Source organism: Ruminiclostridium hungatei (assembly GCF_002051585.1).
In the GTDB taxonomy this organism is placed as follows: domain Bacteria; phylum Bacillota; class Clostridia; order Acetivibrionales; family DSM-1351; genus Ruminiclostridium; species Ruminiclostridium hungatei.
In genome coordinates this window covers 208,699-229,561 of sequence record NZ_MZGX01000002.1, presented here as the reverse complement: position 1 = coordinate 229,561, position 20,863 = coordinate 208,699, and the positions used below count along the sequence as shown (strand labels likewise).

Genomic DNA, 20,863 nt, shown 5'->3' with positions numbered 1-20,863 from the left:
GAATATAATTTTCACTAAATCTCAAATGTCAGCGGTTCATTTTGCCTGTCAATGGCAAAAACCAGCTTTTTACCCTGATATTCCAGCTCATAGTCACCCATAAAGCCTGTGACATGCAAGGAGCCTGTTTCATCCGATACAGCGGTAACTTCCCCTGTCCACCAATCTCCCTTTATCAGCTTGCGGATTTCATCATAAACCGGCTTGGCTCTGTTATCCCTTGTAATAAAACCTGAGGGTGCCCCCAGCCAAAGCCCGTCAACAAAGTCCCACCAGGTTATTGACTCAACACTGGGATGGGAAAAAAGCGTGGTATAGTGCAGGACGGTTTCTTCTGCCTGTCGTGCTTCACCTTCAGGTGTGGTAGGCCATTGGGCAATCTTGTAATCATTGAGGTCATCAATTTCAGGAGGCATTATATGTCCCGAAACAATAGTATTCTCTGTGAAATGAATAGGCAACTTGAAGCGATAGAATCTTTCCAGCACCTCCAGGGTCTTTTCCACTCCCCAGTATCCCTGGTGCATGTGGGACTGGATACCAATTGCATCTATGGGTATGCCCGCCTCCAACAGCCCTTCTATCAATATGTCATAGGATTCGGACGTATTAAAGTCGTTAATCAGGAGCGTGGCCTCCGGATTTGCTTGCTTTGCCGCCTCAAATACCTCCCGGACAAGCTTTATCCTTCCCATTTCCTTGCAAATCCGGGTTATTCCGTTATCATACTTGTCAAAAATGGGCATAATGACTACTTCGTTAATAACATCCCAGGTATCTATCAAGCCTTTAAAGCCTGTGACCTCTCTGTGGATACGCTCCAGTTGGGCCTTGAGGATATCCGCATTGTTCATTTCCATAAGCCAGGGCGCTGCAAGGGTATGCCAGCAAAGAGGATGCCCCTTTAGTTTAACCCCTTTTGAAGTCATCCACTGGGCTGCCTGCCTTAGTCTTTTTGTGTCGGGGCTGCCCTTTGTACGTTCAAAGTTATGCCAGTAAAAGGGAAGAGTAGCAAAGTTGAATAATTGGAAAAACTTTTCAAACCTCTCTTCTGCCTTTTCCCTGGCCTCACCTTCCAGCTCATTGTTCCTGTATGAAAGCGAGCTGAATTCGGAACACCCGAAGAGGAACTTATGTTTTGTCTGTGCAACCTTTACTTCCTTGTTTTGTATAGGGTTTCCGCCGGTGCTCAACAGTTTTATTTCCCTTGTACCCATCCTGTGTTTAAGTTTGTTCATATTTCCGGTTAAATTATTCAAATGCATATTAATCTCCTGCGCAAATAATTAGTATATATATTATCATGTGTATTGCTTTATACGTATTAATCTATCACAGTATATTCCTCTGCAACAATGTATTATTCTATACAATAAATGCACTTTCCTGTACCATTGCTCCGTTTTTCCCTTGAAAACAATATACAGTCCTGGAAATATGACCGTCAAAATAGCACAGACGGCAAAAAGGCAGAAGCCCGTTTTTCATTGGGGATTTCCGCCTTTTTAACAACTGTCTGAAACTTTTAATTCAATATGCCCGCTTTCACCGCTTTAAAAATTCAATATCTGACCAGGTTTGATTTCATATATATCGTTGTCACGCCCCAACCACACCGGAATGGACGAGGGGTTGCAGACCTGGGTCAGATCCACGTTGAAAAGCAGGCCCCTGAGAGCATTTATATAATCCATGATTTCTATATTGGTCGCATACCACACATCACCGTTTCCTGCAGCAGCCTTACAGAAATTCTCTATAACCTCCCAGTTATTCTGCCTGTCAAACTCGTAGCTGTGTCCCCATATATAGAACAGAGGCATGTTATACCAGGCAGGCTGATTTTCAAAGTTTTCAAGCTTTTTCATCAAATCATCGTTGTGATGGCAGGTCGGATGCCACTGGAGGAAGTCACCCGGCAGGTTAAAGCCCTGAGTTGCATTAACGGTTCTGCAGTATTGGATTCCCAGCAGTTTCAAGGTTTTGATGCTTCTTTCGTCATATACGCCGAAGGGATAGGACATCCCGCGCATTATATAGCCGGCAAGCCTTTCAAGGGCTCGCCTGTCTTCCCATATTTCCTGGTTGAGCTGTCCCTGGGAAAGCTGGTTGAAGTACGGGTGGGTGACACTGTGGCAGGAAACCTCATGCCCCTGATACAGTTCCTTTACTTCCTGCTCTGTTACATAGCCTCCCTTTCCAAGAGTGCCGGAATTGAGATGGAAAGTGCCTTTCATATTATATTTGTTAAATATTTCAACCAGCCTGCGGTCAAATATCTGTCCGTCATCGTAGCTAAAGGTCAAAGCTTTTTTTCTTCCACCGGGGTAATACGTCTTATAGCTCATGTTAAATCCTTTCTCAATACTGTTTATGGAGTATCAGCCACTTTTGGATTTTAACCTGGTGAGCCGGAGGTTTGCCACATGTCAAACCAGCACGACCATGTTAATTTAAATATAACATAATAATAATTCCGTATTACATGTGCAGTCAAGCACGAATATGGTTTGACCGGTCTGTCTGCAGCCCCGGTTTTTAGTTTACAGTCCTTTTTCTGCAACAAAGGCAGCCAGATCTGCGTATCGGTTTGAAAACCCCCATTCATTGTCGTACCAGGCCACAACCTTAACCATATTGCCTTCTATGACCATGGTTGACGGAGCATCTACAATGGAAGAGGCCGGATTTCCCTTGTAGTCTATTGAAACCAGCGGTTCCTCGGTGTATTCCAGAATTCCTTTCATGCGGTCTGTTCCTGCTGCTGTCCTCAGCGCCCTGTTAACCTCCGCCTTCGTAACAGGTTTTTCAACCTCTACTACCAGGTCTACCACCGATACATCAGGTGTTGGAACCCGATAGGCAAAACCGTTCAGTCGTCCATCCAGTTGGGGAATTACCAGGCCGATTGCCTTGGCGGCTCCTGATTTTGTGGGAATAATGGACATGCCTGCGGCCCTTGCCCTTCTTATGTCACTATGGGGCAAATCCAGAATATTCTGATCGTTGGTATAGGAATGAACCGTGGTCATAAGTCCCTTTACCACACCAAAGCTGTCATTGAGCACCTTTGCAACCGGAGCCAGGCAATTTGTCGTGCAGGAAGCATTTGAAACAATATTGTGAAGCTCCGGCAAATACTTTTCATCATTAACCCCCAATACCATTGTAATATCCTCACCTGTGGCCGGAGCCGATATCAGCACCTTCCGGGCACCGCCCCTCGTAATATGGAGCTCCGCCTTTTCCCTTTTGGTGAACAGGCCTGTGGACTCCATGACTATCTCAACTCCCCGTGATTTCCAGTCAATATTTCCCGGGTCCCTCTCGGACAATATCTCTATTTTTTTGCCATCCACCAGGAGATAATTATCCTCTACGGCAACAGTTCCGCCAAACCTTCCAAAAACAGAATCATACTTCAGCAGATGTGCCAGGGTGTCAGCATCTGTCAGATCATTTACCGCCACTACCTCCAACCGGTCCTTATACTTTTCACACAATACCTTGAAGGTATTTCTGCCTATTCTGCCAAACCCATTAATACCAACCTTTATACTCATATTCCCTTTCCCCTTTCTCATAAATCATTATTTTCGGCTGCTTGTTTGTTTTCCACAATTCAATTATAATAACTGTTATAATATAAATGAAATGCATATTAGTCATATCAGATATAAAGGTAGGTTATAGCTATGAACCTTGAGCAGTATAAGGCATTTTTCTATACCGTCAGATACGGAAATATATCCAGGGCCTCAGAGCAGCTTTTCATAACACAGCCGGCAGTCAGCAGGTCCATCAGGCAATTGGAGGCTTCGCTGAAATGCACCCTTTTCTTCCGAACCTCAAAGGGAGTAAAGCTCACAGCCGAAGGAGAAATCCTTTTCAAATACGTGGAACAGGCTTTTAACTTTATTGAGGCCGGTGAAAATAAAATCAGAGATGTAAATAATCTATTGACGGGAGAGGTCAGAATAGGAGTAAGCGATACCATCTGCAAATACTACCTCATCCCGTATTTAAAACTTTTCAAGACACTGCACCCCAATATAAAAGTACACGTCATATGCCCCGCTACCCCGGGCATAATCGCACTGCTGAAAAGCGGAAGAATTGATTTCGGAATAATTAATCTGCCCTATGAGGATGAGCAGCTCCATTTTCAAAATATAATTGCAGTTCAGGACTGTTTTGTGGCAGGTGAGAAGTATGCCGCCCTGAGCAAGCAGGTTCAGCCTTTACACAAAATAGTGCGGCATCCCCTCCTTTTGCTTGAAAAGACCAGCAACTCAAGGCTTTTTATTGACGATTACTTCCGTTCCCATTCCTTGACGGTTGAACCGGATTTTGAGCTGGACAATATCGACCTGCTGGTACAGTTTGCAAAATATGATTTCGGTATTGCTTGCGTAATAAAAAACTTTATACAGGATGAGCTTCAAAAAGGAAATCTGTACGAAATTAAACCTGCTGAAAAAATACCTTCCCGGCATATGGGAGTCACCTGGCTGAAAAATGTTCCGCTGCCGGCGGCTGCAAAGGTATTGATAAGCAACCTCGACTACCTGGAAACCTCGGAATTCTAGCAAAGGCAATGAAAAGGAAGGTTGCTCCCTTACCCCTGCAGGAATAAACTGGCACCCCCTGTTTTATTGCTTATGACGGCTGTGCATAGTATAATTGATAGTATTAACGGGGTCCTATTCCCCTCTATCAGGGGGTTGTCATGAAAGTGGTCACAAAAATTATTATTATTTTACTTTTATTGATTCTGGTTACAGATATCGCTTCCAGCTTTTATTTCTATAATCTTTCGGTGGCGCGAACCAAAAAGGATTTTCTTGCAAATGACAGTGCCCTGAGAAGCACAGTGACAGCAGAAAGCATCAGCACTACGTCTGCGGATGTTGCGGTAAGTGCCAAATTATACAGCGTAAAGCAGGAGGATACTGTCGAGCTTGACTGGTTTAACAACCAGCTCTATAAAGAAGTTTCCATAACCTCCGATGACGGTCTCAGGCTGGTGGGATATTACCTGAGCGCGGAACAGCCAACCGACAAAACTGTCATCATGGCTCATGGCTATTCCTCCCAGGGCACTTACATGGGCTCCTATGCAAAGATATATTATGATATGGGCTATAATGTACTGCTGCCGGACAGCAGGGGGCACGGAAAGAGCGAGGGCAACTATATCGGTTTTGGCTGGACAGACCGGAAGGATTTCCTTAAATGGATTGATTTTATTATTTCCCAGACCGGACAGGACGCGCAGATTGTGCTGCATGGTGTTTCAATGGGAGGAGCCGCGGTTTTGATGACCAGCGGCGAAGAGCTTCCCTCTGCTGTCAGGGCTGTGGTTTCAGATTGTGCCTATACTTCTGTACAGGCTGAATTGGAATACCAGCTAGACAGGTTATTTAAGCTGCCGGCCTTCCCTGTCTTGGATACAACCAGTCTTTTGACCAGGTTAAGAGCAGGCTACTCCTTTAAAGAAGCCTCCGCCCTGGAGCAGGTTAAAAAAAGCAGCACTCCTACTCTCTTTATTCACGGCGATTCCGATATGTTCGTGCCATCTAGCATGGTCTATGAGCTATATGACGCTTCTACCTGTCCGAAGGACATATATATCGTACAGGGTGCCGGCCACGGAGCAGCTTTTGAGACGGATGTATCCGGCTATAAGAATAAAATAAGGGAATTTACAGAAAAATACGTAAATTAACAGCCTGAGGTATATCGGAAATACCTCAGGCTGTTTTCAATATTATGCCTCCATAAGGCTCTTTAGTTTTACACGTGTTTTACTTACCAGCTTCAGGATTAAAAATCCCAGGATACCCCCGGCAACACCTCCCACAACGCTGGTTATTATAATATGGGCATACAGCCCGCCGGTCATCATGCCCCTTGCCAGACCAAGCACCAGAGTTGCAGCAGCTACAGTCACCACTTTACCTGCCCTCTTGAAAATTATGGGGAGAAAGTAGCCCGCAGGCATGAATAAAAGCAAGGGCCCCAGAACTAAAAATACATTTATTAAAAGCCGTGAGTTTCCTATTTGATCCCAACTTCTCATAAAGGGTACAGGTATTTTTGTACCGCCCACATACAGCAATATACTCAGAACTATGCCGGCGATGCTATTAAATATGTTCCGGAAGCCCTTTATATTTTTTGCAAGCCGTCTTGAAAGCTGCCGGCTGTCTCCGAATTGCCGGATTGCCTCCGCAGTTGCCTCCTCTTCGGACAGGCCTTCCTGCTGCAAGGACTTTTTAATAAGATTCAAATGATCCCTGAATTCGTCCTCCATGTCGTTTCTCAGCTTTTCATCCGCTTCCAGTTTCCCGACAATACTCTTTATATATTCATTGATGCGGTCCACGAAAATCCCTCCCTGCAGGTTTTTATCAAATTACTGAGAGCATCCCATTCCTTCAGTCTTTCAGCCAGCTCTCCCTTACCGTTTTCAGTGATACTGTAATATTTTCGCCGTCCTCCTCCATCTGCTTCACCCCAGTAGGACCTTATTAAATTCTGTCTCTCCAGCCTCTGAAGAGCAGGGTACAAGGTACCTTCCCCCATAGTATAAAGCTGATTGCTTTTTTCCTTCAGCCTTTTGGCAATTTCATAGCCGTACAAATCTTCCCTCTGAATTAAGGACAACAGCAGGATATCCGTACTTCCCTTGAGCATTTCCCTGTTCATTGAACAAACCTCCTTTTCCGTCACTTGATATTTTTAACTGCGTATTTAATTGTAAAGATTTCATTATACATATTTTGCTAAATATATAGTAATACATTATACATCGTATTGCAAGGTATTTTGCATTTTATATTTTGCTTTTTTTAAAAAATAAAAAACCGGGCGACCATATCCCAGTCACCCGGTTTTGTTGACGTTACCCTGCTTTCGCAGCCCTGACCCTCGCCGCAAGATTTCTGCCTGCAAGGCATACTCTGCTGCAATTGCCGCATTGCAGACAGCTTTCAGGCCGGTATTTTTTTGCCTTTTCCAGCTTGCCCTGTTCTACGAACTGTGAAATGCGGCTTACCCCCAGACCCATTGGGCAATTTTTGTCACAAAAGCCGCACCGGGAACACAAAACCGACTCCTTGTACCCGGGAAATCTTGAAACCGCTATGAAATTTACATGCTTGTCCACCACGTCATTTGCATATACATTTCCGCACTGCATTGCTCCCCCGCCTGCAAAAATATTTCCGGGGGTCAGCGGAAGCTTGTCCGCTACAGCTCTTATATCCGCCCCGAGCTTTGTTTTTACCACATAGGCAGTTTTAGTATTCATATCCGCAACAGTAATAAATTTTGTAAGGGCCCTTTTATTTCTTACAACAGCTTCAAATATGGCAAATACAGTCTGAACGTTCAGAACCAGTATACCCTTCTCTGCCGGTATATCTCCCACAGAAAGCTCTCTTCCAAGAACCAGCCTGATTAACTCCTTTTCCGCACCAGCAGGATAATAATCCGGCACCTTGGCCACATTTACATTACAGGCCTTTATTGTTTTCGTCTCCTTAACAGCCATAACCACAACTTCAAAAGCAACGCATTGCTGCATCAGTTTTATTCCGGCACATATTTCCTCCATACAGCGGTCCATCAGCCAGCCGTCATGAATCAAGCCGGGATCACATTCCACTGCATTTATTATGAAATACTTTTTTTCTTCCCGGGCCCTCATTACACTTCTGATTTTTTCAGCAGTGGGAAAAGCGGCTCCGCCCATTCCCACCACTCCATTCCGCTCAAGCCTCTGCAGAATCTCCTGGGAAGAAAATTCCGGGACCGCAGCTTTTTCCTCAGCCCCCTGCCTTATCTCCTCCTTTGATTGGGAGAGATCAAAGAAAAGCACCTCACTGTTTCGGGCAATTACCCCGTCAACCGGCTTTCCCCTTCTCATATTGCCGGAAGGCAGCTCCAGATATCTGTCAGCTATAAAGCAAATAACATTGAATATAAGTATGCTGCCTGCCATTACCACGGTTGATCCGGACAGCAGCATGGATACAGCTCCGGTGAAAGCACCGCCTGCAGCGCCGAGCACCGGCCTTGGCGATACGGTGACCGGGTCGGTAAGTACAAGGCAGCCCCAGAATATGGCACCATATTCCAGATAACTGTCAAACCCGAAGTTCTGCCGGAAAACCATTGCAGCAGCCATACCAGCCATAAAGCCTGCTGCCGCATACGGTCTGAACCTGATAAACGGTATTGAAAGCAGCAAAGCCGGAAGCATGGAAAGTTGAGGGGTGAAATCAGGAGCGTTCATAGGTAAAACAAGCCCTATTGCCAATACTCCTGCCAAAGCAGGATTGATGGGGTTCTTTCCCGTTCCTCCCCACAAATGCTTCCCTGCCAGCAGCGCGGCAGCAACTCCCGCAATGCGGACCCACAGAGCCGTCCCGGGAGTCAGTATATAAAATACTCCCGCAGTGACAGCGGCAGATACACCGCATACCGGACATCTGTATCTTATCAGGTTCAGGACACTATCCGTCAAAAGTGCCGCTGCCACAACAGCCAGAAAAGCGGGTATGCTTTCGGGTTGGCGTATCCATGAGGGCAGCAGGTACATTGCAAGAACTCCGAACACTGCGGTCATTACTTTTTCATTGCTCCACCGGGTTCTTATCAAGGAAAAAGTATTCATTATCTCACTCCCGCAAAAAATCCGTGAAGTCTGTGCAGGCCCGAGCCGAATTTCATCAGAGGACATGCCACTGCAGTTTCGATACCCTTTTGCGCACAAGCCTCCAGTACCGAAGCATCTGCACTTCTGCTGCTCTGAAACTGTATCCTCTTTATCCCTCTTGCACCCAGCTCCTTCAATATCCCCGGTACATTCTCCTTTTTCAGAAGCACATATGCTGTTGTGGGCACTTCAGCCAATTCCCCCAGGCTTCCATACACCTTTATGTCATAATCGCCTTCAGCCTTGTTATTCAGCGCATATACCTTTATTCCGTTGTTGGTAAACGCTTGATATACCATTTTGCTGAAAGGCCTGTTTTTTCCTCCAGAGTAGCCTATAAACAGTACTTGGCCGTTTTCATAAAAATCCTTGTCTATTTTTATCATATGAACCTCCGTTTGCCTGATATTGGCTTCAACTAATTTGACATTCCATATAATTAATACGTGGTTTTTATGATAAAGTCTCCTAGCTTTAATAATAATTGGCATAATTTACATTTCACCGCCGCAAAAATTGAGCCCTTTATAGAGCTCCTCTGGATGACTGCAGTCTGTACAAACGGCTGTACAGGCCTTCTGCTTCCATCAGCCCGGCATGTGTACCCATTTCTCTGATCCTTCCCTTATGGATTACAATTATCTTATGAGCATTTCTTATGGTAGAAAGCCTGTGTGCAATAATTATAGAGGTTCTGTCCCTGGTGATTCTGGCAAGAGCACTCTGTATGACAAGCTCTGTTTCCGTATCAATATTTGCGGTAGCCTCATCCAGAACAAGTATGGAAGGCTTGAAGGCAACAGCTCTTGCAAAGGATATGAGCTGCCTTTGACCTGCAGAAAAAGTGCAGCCCCTCTCTTTTACCTTTTCACTGTATTTTCCGGGCAGTTGCTCAATGAAACCGGCGGCATTGACGTACTTCGCGGCAGCTTCTATATCCTCTTCACTTATTTCACCGTTGTTGAGCCTTATGTTTGAAAGTATGTCCCCCGAAAAAAGGAATACATCCTGAAGCACCACTGCTATCTGCCTTCTGAGCGAGGAAAGCTTATACTCCTTGATATTGACACCATCCAGCAGTATTTCACCTTTCTGGATATCGTAGAACCTGGTAAGCAGGCTTATTATTGTGGATTTTCCCGATCCGGTGGCACCTACAAAAGCTACCGTTTCCCTCGGGGCGATTTTAAAGCTCAAATCCTTCAGTATCCAGTTCTCATTGTCATAGGCAAACCATACGTTTTTAAACTCTATTTCCCCTCTGACTTCCTCAAGAGTCCGTCCTTGCCGGATATCCTCCTGCATTGCGGCGTTGTCAAGTATCTCAAAAATCCTGCCTGAAGATACCACGGCAGACTGTATCGTGGTGTACTGCTCGGAGATGGTGCTTATGGGGTCAAAGAACTGTTTTATATAGGTTATAAAAGCGTAAAGCAGCCCAATTTGCAGCGTATTTTCTATAATCCTTCCGGTGCAGAAATAGATAAGCACTGCAATTGTCAGGTTGTTTATTATATCCACCAGCGGCCTGCTGAAGCTATTGAGGATTATTTCCCTGAAGCTGAACCTGAAATACTCCCTGTCCAGTTCCTCCAGCTCCCTGTATTTCTCCTTTTCCCGGTGAAATATCTGAACCAGCTTCATACCCTGGATATTTTCAGCCAGAAATCCGTTGATCCTTGCAATCATACCCTTCATTTTAACAAAGTTTTTTCTTGCTGCTATTCTGTAGATTACGGTAGCAAGAACAATCAGAGGTATGCAGCTTATACTTATGAGCATCAGCCTCACATCCAGAAGCGCCATTGCAAAAACTATACCCGCCACCATTACCGAATCCCTGAAAATATTGACCAGAACTCCTGAAAAAAGGTCATTCAAGGCCTCTACATCATTTGTAACCCTGGTGAGAATCCTCCCGGTGGAGTTCTTATCAAAGAAGGACATGGACATATTCTGTATATGCCCAAACAGACTGTTTCTTATATTGAACATTATTTTCTGTCCGATATAGGTGAGAAGATAGTTCTGAGCATATGTAAAAACCGCACCTATCACAACCAGTGCAAAATAGATGCTGCCCATTTCCCATAATATACTGCTGTTATTTATATCCCTGACAATATAATTATCTATAACATGCTTGATGATATATGGCTTTATCAGGACGACTGCATTAATTACTATGACAAGTATAAGGCTCAGAAACAGCAGAGGGAGATGGGGCCTGTAATAGCCCATGAGCCTGAGAAACTGAAATTTGCTGCTGTTCTCCCCCATTTTATATTTTTGTCCGGCAACTGACATCAACCCACCTCCCCAAAAGTGTCCGACTGGTTTGTCTGCGATTTATACAGCCTAAAGTAGCTTCCCTTCATTTCCATTAGCTGTGCATGCGTCCCCCGTTCTGCTATTTTCCCGTTTTCCATGTAAAGGATTTCATCTGCATGCATTACTGTTGAAATCCTGTGTGAGATTATTATCCCTGTTTTACTCTTTAAAACTTCTCTGATATTGCTTATAATTACTTCTTCGGTTTTGGAATCAACGGCGGACAAACTGTCGTCAAGTATCAGGATGGAGGGATCTTTTATCAGAGCCCGGGCTATGGATACCCTCTGCTTCTGTCCCCCCGACAGTGTGGCTCCTCTTTCTCCTACGACCGTATCATATCCGTCCTGGAGTTCCATTATATTTTCATATATGGCGGAGAGCCTGAGGGCTTCCTGGATTTGGTCGTCAGTATGGGTTGATTTGAAGAATTCGATATTGTTCTTTATGGTAGTGGAAAAAAGGAAATTATCCTGAGGCACATATCCTATACACTCTCTGAGAATATCAACAGGAATTTTATTTATATCATTGCCGTCTATGAAGATATGCCCGTCCCCTACCTCAAACAACCTGAGAAGCAAATTGACAAGAGTAGTTTTTCCGCTTCCGGTTCTTCCGATAATACCCAGCGTCTTTCCGCAGTCAAGGCTGATATTGATGTCCTTCAATGCTCTTTTGCGGGCCTGGGGATAGGAAAAGCCCAGATTCTTTATTTCAATCCGTCCTTTTATATGACAAATATCCGCAACAGTCGGAAAATCCTCTATGGCAGGCGGTATACGGAATATTTCATTGAGACGGCGGTAAGAGGCTATGCCTCTCTGCCAGGTTTCCACAATCTTGCTGATGTTCATTACAGGGCCCATTACGGTAAGCATATATGTATTAAAGGCCACATAATCCCCCAGGGAAATCGTACTGTCCATAACAAGCCTGCTTCCATAGGCAATAAAAAACATGAAGCTCAATCCGAAGCATATCTGCGCAGCCGGCCCCATTACGGCCGATGCCCGCGTCAGCTTCATCTGAGTGTCCACCCTCTCCCTGCTGAAGTTTACAAAATTCTCAACCTCTGCCTCTTCCTGGGCGAAGGCTTTTATGACCCTGATGCCGGAAAGATTCTCCTGAACCTTGTCAGATATATTGGCAAAGGCCTCCTGAACCTTTTTAAATCTTTCCCGGATGAGTTTACCCGTCCTGATCATAATAAAGGCTGCTGCCGGAATGGGAGCCAGTGCCATAATTGTCAGAATCGGATTTATGGTTTTGGCCATGAAGACTATTGAGACAATACTGATGGCTATCCCGTCAAGTGCCTGTACAAAGCCTCCTCCAAACATAAATCTCACTGCCTGGATATCATTTATTGCATAGGCCACCAGATCTCCTGTCTTGTGCTGGCTGTAAAAATCCACTGAAAGAGTCTGCAGATGTCTGAAAAGATTATCCCTCAGGTAGCATTCTACAGTTCTGCAGTTACCTATCAGAAGATATCTCCAGATGTATTTCAATATAAATACCAGTATTATTACTCCAAGCATCAGCAGCACATATTTGTAAACCTGCTCCTTTTCCATATTCCTCTTATCCAGACCATCGGTTATTATTCCCAGTATTTTTGGAATAAGCATGGCACAAAAGGAAGAGAATAAAAGAATACAGATACCCGCCGCATAGCTCCATATGTGCTCCTTGATAAAAGCCAGCAGCAGTTGCTTGCCTTTAATCGAAGCGGTATCTTTCATTTGCATCCCACCAATTCAAACATAATAAATATTACTAGTGGTCTGTAACATCTAAAACGTATATTGCCGGCGTGGAAAATTTTTGCAGGATAAAGCGGAGGACGAAGGCAATACTGTATGTATTGGCAAGAACGACAACGAAATTCTGCGCAGAATTTAACCGTCGGCAATATGGGACTTTTAGGTGTTACATACCACTAATTTTGAATTATACCGCTAAAAACCCATTAATAAAATGGACTATCTTATTTTTTTGCTTTACAATCATCTCCTGCTTCAGTCCGGCATGGGAAAAATTCACGTAAAAAATAAAAACCCGCTGTTCCAAAACAGCGGGCGTTACCACTTGCGAATATTAACTAATAGGGTCTCACATCAGGATTTGTGTACCTGCCTTTTTTCTCCGTTCCCTTACCGTATTGGATAGCCTGGACAGGACAGTAACTAATACAGGCCAGGCACTGGGTACACTTGTCACCCCATTGGGGTCTTTTGTCAACTTTTATGGTTTTTGTATTGCAGACCTTTTCACATATTCCGCAGCCTGTACAGCGTTGGTCTGCTTGAAATTTGCGGGTATCCAGAGCATACTTGCTGAAAAGAGGGTTGACCAGGCCGGTAAGCAAGCCCGGCAAAATACCTTTTGCAGTCCTGAACACTCCCACCTCTCTTTTTTCTATGGTTCTGTTAATGTCCAGCAAGGTCTTCCCTGCTGCTTCCAGCTTTTCTTTCTCAACTTCCTTTGAATCCACATTTCCAAGAATAATATAATTGTTGGGCATTTTTAAGGAAAACCCGGCTGAAAGACTGATTCCCCTGCTGTTCAATTTTTTCTCCAAAAGCTTCATGGTATTTCCTATGTTTTCACCGCAGGTTGCCACGGAAAATACATACTGGCTGCTGTAATTAACAAGCCTGAGCCTGTCAACAAACTCCAGAACCATACCCGGAGGCCCCCAGGCATATACAGGAAAAACGAACCCAATAATTTCATCATCCTTTAAGGTATATTCAAATAGCTGTTCTCCGCTGTTGATTCTCTCTGAAACAGATATTAAACTCTCAGAATTGTAATCAGCAATATTCCCGGCTGCCTGCAGAGAATTTCCCGTACCGGTAAAGTAGAATATCATAGCTTTCCCCCCAAATAAGCGAACCAATTAAACTATATAAATAAAACTATAGATATATTCTACCTAATTATTTATAATTTTACTACCAATTTATTCTGCCGTATATCTTATAAGAGCTTCTCAATTTCGCCCTCCATGTCCAGGGGAGATGTGGTGGGCTCGTACCTGCCTGCAACATTTCCGTTCCTGTCAATTAAAAACTTTGTAAAATTCCACTTTATGGAGTCACCGGAGAGTGTTTCGGAAAATTTCTCCTCCAGGAGACCTTTCAATTTTTTTCCCAGGGAATGGGTCATATCAAAGCCCTTGAAGGGAGCCTGCCCGGTGAGATATTCAAAAAGCGGGTGGGCATTTGGCCCTCTCACCTCAAGCTTTGAAAACATCTGGAAATCCACCCCGTAATTCAAGGTACAGAAATTGTTAATATCTTCATCGCTTCCCGGCTCCTGCCCGGCAAACTGGTTTGAGGGAAAACCCAATATTTCAACTCCCCTGTCCCTGTACTTGTCGTACAGCTTCTGCAAATCCTCATATTGAGGGGTAAAACCGCATTTGCTGGCGGTGTTCACTATTATGACAACCTTATCTTTATATTTATCCAGAGAAATTTCTCTGCCGTCAATTGTTTTTGCCTTAAAATCATATATGTTCATATGCAGTCCTCCAATTCCAATTGTATTATATAAAATATAATTGTTTAAAATTTTATTGTATAAAATAATTATATGCAGTATCTTTCATAAAGTCAATATATGTCTCCAATTTAATTTTATACGCCTTTTACAGTATTTGCAGCATATTACACATAATGCTCCTTGAATTTTGCAGGCCGGTGTGTTATATTGTTTTTACAAAACAAACGATTGGAGTTGAAAAGATGAAGTAATTTTTCTTGCAGAGTTTATTGCTGATAAGACAAGACGGGTTTGTTGCGCTTGTTTCTATTATGCCATGCAGGAAAAATACAAATTCTTTCAACTCAGCCTTTATATATCCTCCCATGACCAAATGGGGCTTGGTATGCTATATTTTGAGCTGCAGGAATTTGCTTCCCTGCAGCTATTATATTGCCGTAAACAGGCTGCTGCCTGTCTTACGCTTATAAGAAAGCGTTGGCGTACCAGCCCGGGAACAGGAGGAATTTTTTATGTCTATAATAAATGTAACTGATCTGACTTTTGCGTATGACGGCAGTTATGACAATATTTTTGAGGCTGTGAGCTTTCAGATTGATACTGATTGGAAGCTTGGCTTTACAGGCAGGAACGGCAGGGGCAAAACTACATTTTTGAACCTTCTGCTTGGGAAATTTGAATACCGCGGCAGGATTTCATCAAAAACCGCCTTTGAATATTTCCCGTTTGAAGTAAAAAACATGGACAGCAATACCATTGATGTAATTGAAGAAATCTGCCCGGACTACGTTCACTGGGAGGTGATGCGGGAGCTTTCCCTTCTGGAGGTTTCAGATGACGTTCTGTACCGGCCCTTTAATACCTTGTCAAACGGCGAGCAGACAAAGGTACTGCTTGCTGCCATGTTTCTCAAGGAAGACAGCTTTCTTTTAATAGACGAGCCCACAAACCATCTGGATATGAATGCAAGAAAAATGGTAAGCGATTATCTCCGCTCCAAACGGGGCTTTATTCTGGTATCACATGACAGGGCCTTTCTCGACAACTGTGTTGACCACATACTGTCAATAAATAAAACCAACATCGAGGTACAGAAAGGAAACTTTTCCACCTGGTTGCAAAACAAGGAAATGCAGGACGGTTTTGAGCTGGCCGAAAATGAAAAATTGAAAAAGGACATCAGCCGTCTGACAATGGCTGCAAGGCGAACCTCCGACTGGTCGGACAAGGTAGAAAAGACCAAGCTGGGCACTACCAATTCAGGTTCAGACATAGACAGAGGCTATGTGGGACATAAGGCCGCCAAAATGATGAAGCGGTCAAAGTCCCTTGAAAACAGGCAGCAGACTGCAATAGAGGAAAAATCAAAGCTGCTCCGGAATATTGAGAACTCTGAAAAGCTGAAGCTTTCGCAGCTTGAGCTCCATACCGACCGTCTCGCGGAGCTTTCAGCCATAGCTGTATATTATGGTGAAAAGCGCGCAGCGGGAGAGGTGAGCTTTTGTATTGATAAGGGAGACAGAATAGCCTTAAGCGGCAGGAACGGTTCCGGCAAATCCAGTATCATAAAGCTGATCTGCGGGGAAAACCTCACATATACCGGAACCTTAAGGCGGGCCAGCCAACTGAAAATATCCTATGTATCACAGGACACCTCCCATTTAAACGGCAGCCTGTCCGGCTATGCCTTGGAAAACAACCTTGACGAAAGCCTGTTTAAGGCTATTTTAAGAAAACTGGACTTTTCAAGGATTCAGTTTGAAAAGGACATGAGTGACTACAGCGGCGGTCAGAAAAAGAAGGTGCTCATTGCCAGGAGCCTTTGCGAAAAGGCACACCTGCATATCTGGGATGAACCTCTGAATTTTATTGATGTCATTTCCCGTATGCAGATTGAAGAACTGCTCCTGGAATACTCACCCACCATTCTGTTTGTAGAGCATGACCTTGCATTCCGTAAAAATATTGCTACCAAGATAGTTGAACTGTAAGTTTTACCGCCTGTACACCCTCCACCCTCTCCGGGCAGGCAAACCGCCGGTTCAAAACCCGGAGAGGGTGGAAACTAAGCCAGCGCACCATGCTTTTCATAGCTTGTTATGCGGTTTATCCTGTTTAATTCATCCACAAATACTACCGCAGGCTTATGCGTTGCGGCCTCCTGGGCATCCATTGTGCAATACGACATTATGATTATCAGATCTCCCACCTGAACGCATCGTGCCGCCGCACCGTTCAGGCATATGATTCCGGAGCCTCTCTCTCCTGCAATGCAATAGGTTTCAAGGCGATTGCCGTTATTAATATCCACCACATGAACTTTTTCGTATTCGCAGATTCCTGCAGCCTCCAGCAGTTCCTCGTCCACAGTGATACTCCCCACATAAGACAGTTCGGCCTGCACAACCGTTGCACGATGTATCTTACTTTTGAGCATTGTAATATTCATTGTAACCCTCCATATATGCCAAATGCCAGGCATTGTTTCTTTTTTCTATTGCTGTGTTTTTAAGCCTGATGCCGGTTCAAAAAAGAAATTGTCAATGAGCCTTGTCTTGCCGATATATGCCGCCACAGCAACCAATACCGGCCTGTCAACCGCATCCACCTTTTCCATGGAAAACGCATCTACCAGCTCAACGTAGTCAAGCCTCGCCAGAGGTTCGGTCACAAAGTTTTCCGTTATGGTGTCCACTATTATCCGGGCATTTCTTTCCCCCTCATCTGCCAGCTTCCGGCCTGAATCAAGAGACTTTTTCAGTATGAGGGCCGCCTCTCTTTCCAGGGGACTTAAATACGTGTTCCTGGAGCTTTTGGCCAATCCGTCCTTTTCACGTATAATGGGACAGCCTATTATCTCCACAGCCATATTCAGGTCACGGACCATACGTCTGATAACGGCAAGCTGCTGTGCATCCTTCTCTCCAAAGTAGGCGCGATCCGCCCCAACAATGTTAAAAAGCTTGCACACAACCGTGCAAACACCCCGGAAATGTCCAGGTCTGCTTTTGCCGCACAACCCCGCAGTAAGAGAATCCATGTCAACGTGGGTGCAAAAATCCGGGAAATACATTTCATCGGCCTCGGGGTGAAAAATCATGTGTGCCCCTGAATTTCTGCAAACTTCCATGTCCCGTTTCAGATCCCTGGGATAACTGCTGAAATCTTCGGTTGGCCCAAACTGCAGTGGATTTACAAATACACTTGCCACCACCCGGTCATTCTCTGCCGCCGCACGCTCTATCAGACTCTGATGCCCTTCGTGCAGATAACCCATTGTTGGTACAAAACCAATACTCAGGCCTTCTTTCTTCCATGCTGCTATTATCAGGCGTACCTCATTTATAGTCTTTATAATCTCCATTATATAGCTCCTTTTGTAAAAAAACTGCCTTTGGTTTTGCGGACAATGCCGTACTGCAGGCAGTTGTCTTAAATGTACCGCTGCTCAATACAGTTTTTCTATGATGGAATCAGATATTTCAAAACTGTGCTCGGCAGCCGGGAACTCTCCATTTCCCACCTCGTCCGCATACCTTTGAAAGGCGGCTTTCATCTGTGAACCCAGATCTGAAAATCGCTTTACAAACTTCGGGGTAAAATCAGTGAATACCCCCAGCATGTCCTGATATACAAGTACCTGCCCGTCGCAGCCGTTTCCGGCACCTATTCCGATGGTAGGTATGGAAATGCTTTCCGATATGAGCTTTGCAAGCCTGGCGGGAATACATTCCAGCACAACGGCAAACGCCCCTGCCGCTTCCACGGCTTTCGCCTCTTCTATAAGCTTTCGGGCCTCTTCCATTTCTCTGCCCTGCACCCTGAAACCTCCAAATGCATTTACCGACTGCGGAGTCAGGCCTATATGTGCCATTACCGGTATTGATGCCTCTACTATGGCGCGGATGTGCGGGCAAAACGTGCTTCCGCCCTCCAGCTTGACCGCATTTGCCTGTCCTTCTTTTATGAGTCTGCCTGCATTGCATACGGCATCATACACCGAGGCCTGATAGGACATAAAAGGCATGTCGCTTACAACCAGCGCATTCTGTACACCCCTGGCAACAGCCTTTGTATGGTGCAGCATATCCTCCATTGTAACCTGCAGCGTATCCTTGTACCCCAGTACCACCATACCCAGTGAATCCCCAACCAGGATTGCATTTATTCCCGCCTGGTCCATGAGCTTTGCAGTGGAATAATCATATGCAGTGAGCATGCTCAGTTTTATCTTATCTCGTTTTGCTTCTTTAAATGTGACGACTGTATTTTTCATAGGCTTCTTCCAACGTCCTCTCCAATCCGGAATAATTGTTCTCCGGCCTCTTTTCTTTTGCCATAACCAGCAATTTTTGCGAAAGCAGCACATATAGCTGCCTGTCCTTTTCACTCAGGCAGGCCATATTGCGCTCCACCGTTTCTATATCGCAGCGCTCAACAGGGCCTGTCAAGGCTTGTACCCTCCCCTGCCCGGCAACATTTCGCATTGTGCCTTCCATTAAAGGCTTCAAGGCAAGGCTGGCACTTTCTTCATTAAAGCCGCAGCTTTTAAGCAAATCAATTCCCGTTTGCAGCAGCGCAAGCATGAAATTTCCCGCAAACACGGCAGCACTATGATAGGCCCCTTTATTTTCAGGTGAAATGACCTGTAACGGGTTGCCCAACTGTCTTATGAGGGTTTCCATTTCGCCCAGCTTCTCAGGAGTGCCCTCCAGGGTAAAAAATGCACTATTTAGTTGTTTGTAAGAATTAAACTTGTCGCTGATTCCTAAAACCGGATGGATAGAATAACCAAATGCATCATGATTATCAATATTTGAAAATATTAATGATGATAAAGAACCACTACAGTGACATATTATTTTATTTCTGATAGGCAGACTTCCAATGTAATCCCATACTTCTCCGATTGCTCCATCTGGAACAGTGAGAAAAAGAGTATCACTTGCCTCTACAATGCCGTCAACGTCATTAAAAACGTTTGTGCCTGTAAATTCCGCCGCCATCAACGCAGAATGCGGATTTTTACTGTAATACCCCGATACTTCCATATTGTGCTCACAGAAGTATTTACCCAGGGAAAATCCTACTTTTCCTGCCCCTATAAATCCAATTTTCATAAATATCACCTCCCAAAAGCTGAGGGGTGAAACTCTTCCGGTCCCATTCCATATTGGATATGAGCCGCCTTTCAAAAATAAAATAAAATTCTCCTGATGTAGTTTCATGTCAATCAATCATTGGGAAATGACTGTATTTGACTTTTGGAATACTACCCATTCAGTTTAATATAACACTTTTTACCCGGCATTGTAAAGGCTTTGGATATATGAGCCAAAATGCCGGGTATGCAGCTTCCTGCGTATTTTTCTATCTCCTTCTGATTAAAGCCGGGTCTATATGTCCGATATCGGCAGAGCAGGTACGTGCCATGACACCCGCCAGTTCCCGGGTAATGGCCTTCAGCTTTTTTTCTACTCCTTCCGCACCTTCCTCAGCCAGAGGAGTCATCAGGGCACGTCCCACCGAAACTGCCGAAGCACCCAGAGCCATAGCCTTAAATGCGTCATAGCCGTTCATAACACCACAGTCCACAAAAACAGGTATGCTGTTGCCGGTTATCTTAACGATTTCAGGCAGAAGCATCAAAGGCGGCGCCGCATAATCCATTATTCCATGGTGATGGGATACAACAATTCCCTTTACCCCTGCCTCAAGGCACTTATAGGTGTCTTGCCCGCTTAACACCCCTTTTATGATAAAAGGCAGCTTCGTAGCATTTACAAAACCTTTTATTTCATCAAGTGTCTTGCCGGACATGGGAAGTCCCATAACACTGTCATACTGGCCGCTGCCGTCAAATGCATGGTCAATATCCATTCCCACGGCTAAAACCCCGCATTTTTCAGCGTGCTCAATTTTTTTATATATTACATTATTATCCGCATGGGGCTTGATTATTTTAATTGTCCTGGCTCCGGTTGCGGTAATTGCCTCAAGCTCAGACTCCTCCCCCATGCCCGTCCACATTACTGCGTTGGCGGCATGTGCGCCCTTCGCCATTTCGGCCATACCGTTGGGCCTGCTTCCATTAAGATGTGACAGTGCCGCAGTCATAACAGGTGTTGAGAAGCTTTCTCCATATAGTTCAAATCCCGTGGCTGGCAGCACCGAATCAAAATGCCGCATTTCTATCATAAGTGAATCAAAGTATTCACGGGTTATTTGATTGGAATCTCCTGCCCTATGCTTGTGCGATGTATCCTGTTTCATTGGGTTCCCTCCTGCCGG

19 protein-coding genes are annotated in these 20,863 nt (G+C 44.7%); 3 read left to right on the top strand and 16 right to left on the bottom strand.

Annotation, left to right across the window (positions count from 1 at the left end; all coding sequences use genetic code 11):
- Positions 1-14: 14 nt before the first annotated feature.
- The 3 genes from CLHUN_RS02465 to gap all read right to left on the bottom strand — a co-directional run bounded on the left by CLHUN_RS02465 (position 15) and on the right by gap (position 3,563).
- Positions 15-1,265 carry an endo-1,4-beta-xylanase gene (locus CLHUN_RS02465; RefSeq protein WP_207559128.1) on the bottom strand — a complete coding sequence of 417 codons (1,251 nt, stop codon included), beginning with the start codon at positions 1,263-1,265 and terminating at the stop codon, positions 15-17.
- A gap of 288 nt (positions 1,266-1,553) precedes the next feature.
- The gene (locus CLHUN_RS02460; protein ID WP_080062975.1) at positions 1,554-2,348 is read right to left on the bottom strand and encodes a polysaccharide deacetylase family protein; all 795 of its coding nucleotides are present in this window, start codon (positions 2,346-2,348) and stop codon (positions 1,554-1,556) included.
- A 195-nt stretch (positions 2,349-2,543) separates the two neighbouring features.
- Positions 2,544-3,563 (bottom strand): type I glyceraldehyde-3-phosphate dehydrogenase, encoded by a 1,020-nt coding sequence (gap, locus tag CLHUN_RS02455; protein ID WP_080062974.1) that lies wholly within the window; start codon positions 3,561-3,563, stop codon positions 2,544-2,546.
- Positions 3,564-3,695: 132 nt separating this feature from the next.
- Between gap and CLHUN_RS02450 the strand changes: the two genes are divergently transcribed.
- A complete protein-coding gene (locus tag CLHUN_RS02450) occupies positions 3,696-4,589 on the top strand; it encodes a LysR family transcriptional regulator (RefSeq protein WP_080062973.1) in 894 nt (297 codons plus the stop codon).
- A 140-nt stretch (positions 4,590-4,729) separates the two neighbouring features.
- Positions 4,730-5,728, top strand: coding sequence for an alpha/beta hydrolase (locus tag CLHUN_RS02445; protein ID WP_080062972.1), 999 nt, complete (start codon positions 4,730-4,732; stop codon positions 5,726-5,728).
- Positions 5,729-5,770: 42 nt separating this feature from the next.
- On the opposite strand, the gene CLHUN_RS02440 is transcribed toward CLHUN_RS02445, so the two are convergent.
- From CLHUN_RS02440 to CLHUN_RS02405, 8 genes are all read right to left on the bottom strand, one after another.
- Positions 5,771-6,388: a permease prefix domain 1-containing protein gene (locus CLHUN_RS02440; protein WP_080062971.1), complete on the bottom strand. Its 618-nt coding sequence runs from the start codon at positions 6,386-6,388 to the stop codon at positions 5,771-5,773.
- Positions 6,364-6,711 carry a PadR family transcriptional regulator gene (locus CLHUN_RS02435; protein WP_080062970.1) on the bottom strand — a complete coding sequence of 116 codons (348 nt, stop codon included), beginning with the start codon at positions 6,709-6,711 and terminating at the stop codon, positions 6,364-6,366. Before CLHUN_RS02435 ends, CLHUN_RS02440 begins: the two co-directional genes overlap by 25 nt.
- A 196-nt stretch (positions 6,712-6,907) precedes the next feature.
- Entirely contained in the window at positions 6,908-8,683 is a 1,776-nt protein-coding gene (locus CLHUN_RS02430) for an RnfABCDGE type electron transport complex subunit D (RefSeq protein WP_165755636.1), read from the bottom strand.
- Positions 8,683-9,111, bottom strand: a complete 429-nt coding sequence (locus CLHUN_RS02425) for a CoA-binding protein (RefSeq protein WP_165755635.1) — start codon at positions 9,109-9,111, stop codon at positions 8,683-8,685. The genes CLHUN_RS02430 and CLHUN_RS02425 overlap by 1 nt, the downstream gene beginning before the upstream one ends.
- Positions 9,112-9,250: 139 nt before the next feature.
- A complete protein-coding gene (locus CLHUN_RS02420; protein ID WP_080062967.1) occupies positions 9,251-11,032 on the bottom strand; it encodes an ABC transporter ATP-binding protein in 1,782 nt (593 codons plus the stop codon).
- Complete coding sequence (locus tag CLHUN_RS02415; protein ID WP_242656415.1) at positions 11,032-12,804, bottom strand: ABC transporter ATP-binding protein; 1,773 nt, start codon at positions 12,802-12,804, stop codon at positions 11,032-11,034. The genes CLHUN_RS02420 and CLHUN_RS02415 overlap by 1 nt, the downstream gene beginning before the upstream one ends.
- Before the next feature lie 359 nt (positions 12,805-13,163).
- Positions 13,164-13,937: an EFR1 family ferrodoxin gene (locus tag CLHUN_RS02410; protein ID WP_080062966.1), complete on the bottom strand. Its 774-nt coding sequence runs from the start codon at positions 13,935-13,937 to the stop codon at positions 13,164-13,166.
- A gap of 107 nt (positions 13,938-14,044) precedes the next feature.
- Entirely contained in the window at positions 14,045-14,590 is a 546-nt protein-coding gene (locus CLHUN_RS02405) for a glutathione peroxidase (protein WP_080062965.1), read from the bottom strand.
- Positions 14,591-15,084: 494 nt separating this feature from the next.
- Between CLHUN_RS02405 and CLHUN_RS02395 the strand changes: the two genes are divergently transcribed.
- Positions 15,085-16,563 (top strand): Lsa family ABC-F type ribosomal protection protein, encoded by a 1,479-nt coding sequence (locus CLHUN_RS02395; protein WP_080062963.1) that lies wholly within the window; start codon positions 15,085-15,087, stop codon positions 16,561-16,563.
- 74 nt (positions 16,564-16,637) lie between these two features.
- Here the strand turns inward: CLHUN_RS02395 and panD are convergent, their stop codons facing one another.
- The 5 genes from panD to CLHUN_RS02370 form a co-directional block, all read right to left on the bottom strand.
- On the bottom strand, positions 16,638-17,021 hold the full coding sequence (panD, locus tag CLHUN_RS02390; RefSeq protein ID WP_080062962.1) for an aspartate 1-decarboxylase: 384 nt from the start codon (positions 17,019-17,021) through the stop codon (positions 16,638-16,640).
- A 45-nt stretch (positions 17,022-17,066) separates the two neighbouring features.
- Positions 17,067-17,936 (bottom strand): pantoate--beta-alanine ligase, encoded by an 870-nt coding sequence (gene panC, locus CLHUN_RS02385; protein ID WP_080062961.1) that lies wholly within the window; start codon positions 17,934-17,936, stop codon positions 17,067-17,069.
- An 84-nt stretch (positions 17,937-18,020) separates the two neighbouring features.
- On the bottom strand, positions 18,021-18,848 hold the full coding sequence (gene panB, locus CLHUN_RS02380) for a 3-methyl-2-oxobutanoate hydroxymethyltransferase (protein WP_080062960.1): 828 nt from the start codon (positions 18,846-18,848) through the stop codon (positions 18,021-18,023).
- Positions 18,823-19,692, bottom strand: a complete 870-nt coding sequence (locus tag CLHUN_RS02375) for a Rossmann-like and DUF2520 domain-containing protein (protein WP_080062959.1) — start codon at positions 19,690-19,692, stop codon at positions 18,823-18,825. Before CLHUN_RS02375 ends, panB begins: the two co-directional genes overlap by 26 nt.
- Positions 19,693-19,942: 250 nt before the next feature.
- The gene (locus CLHUN_RS02370; protein ID WP_080062958.1) at positions 19,943-20,845 is read right to left on the bottom strand and encodes an alpha-hydroxy acid oxidase; all 903 of its coding nucleotides are present in this window, start codon (positions 20,843-20,845) and stop codon (positions 19,943-19,945) included.
- Positions 20,846-20,863: the final 18 nt, after the last annotated feature.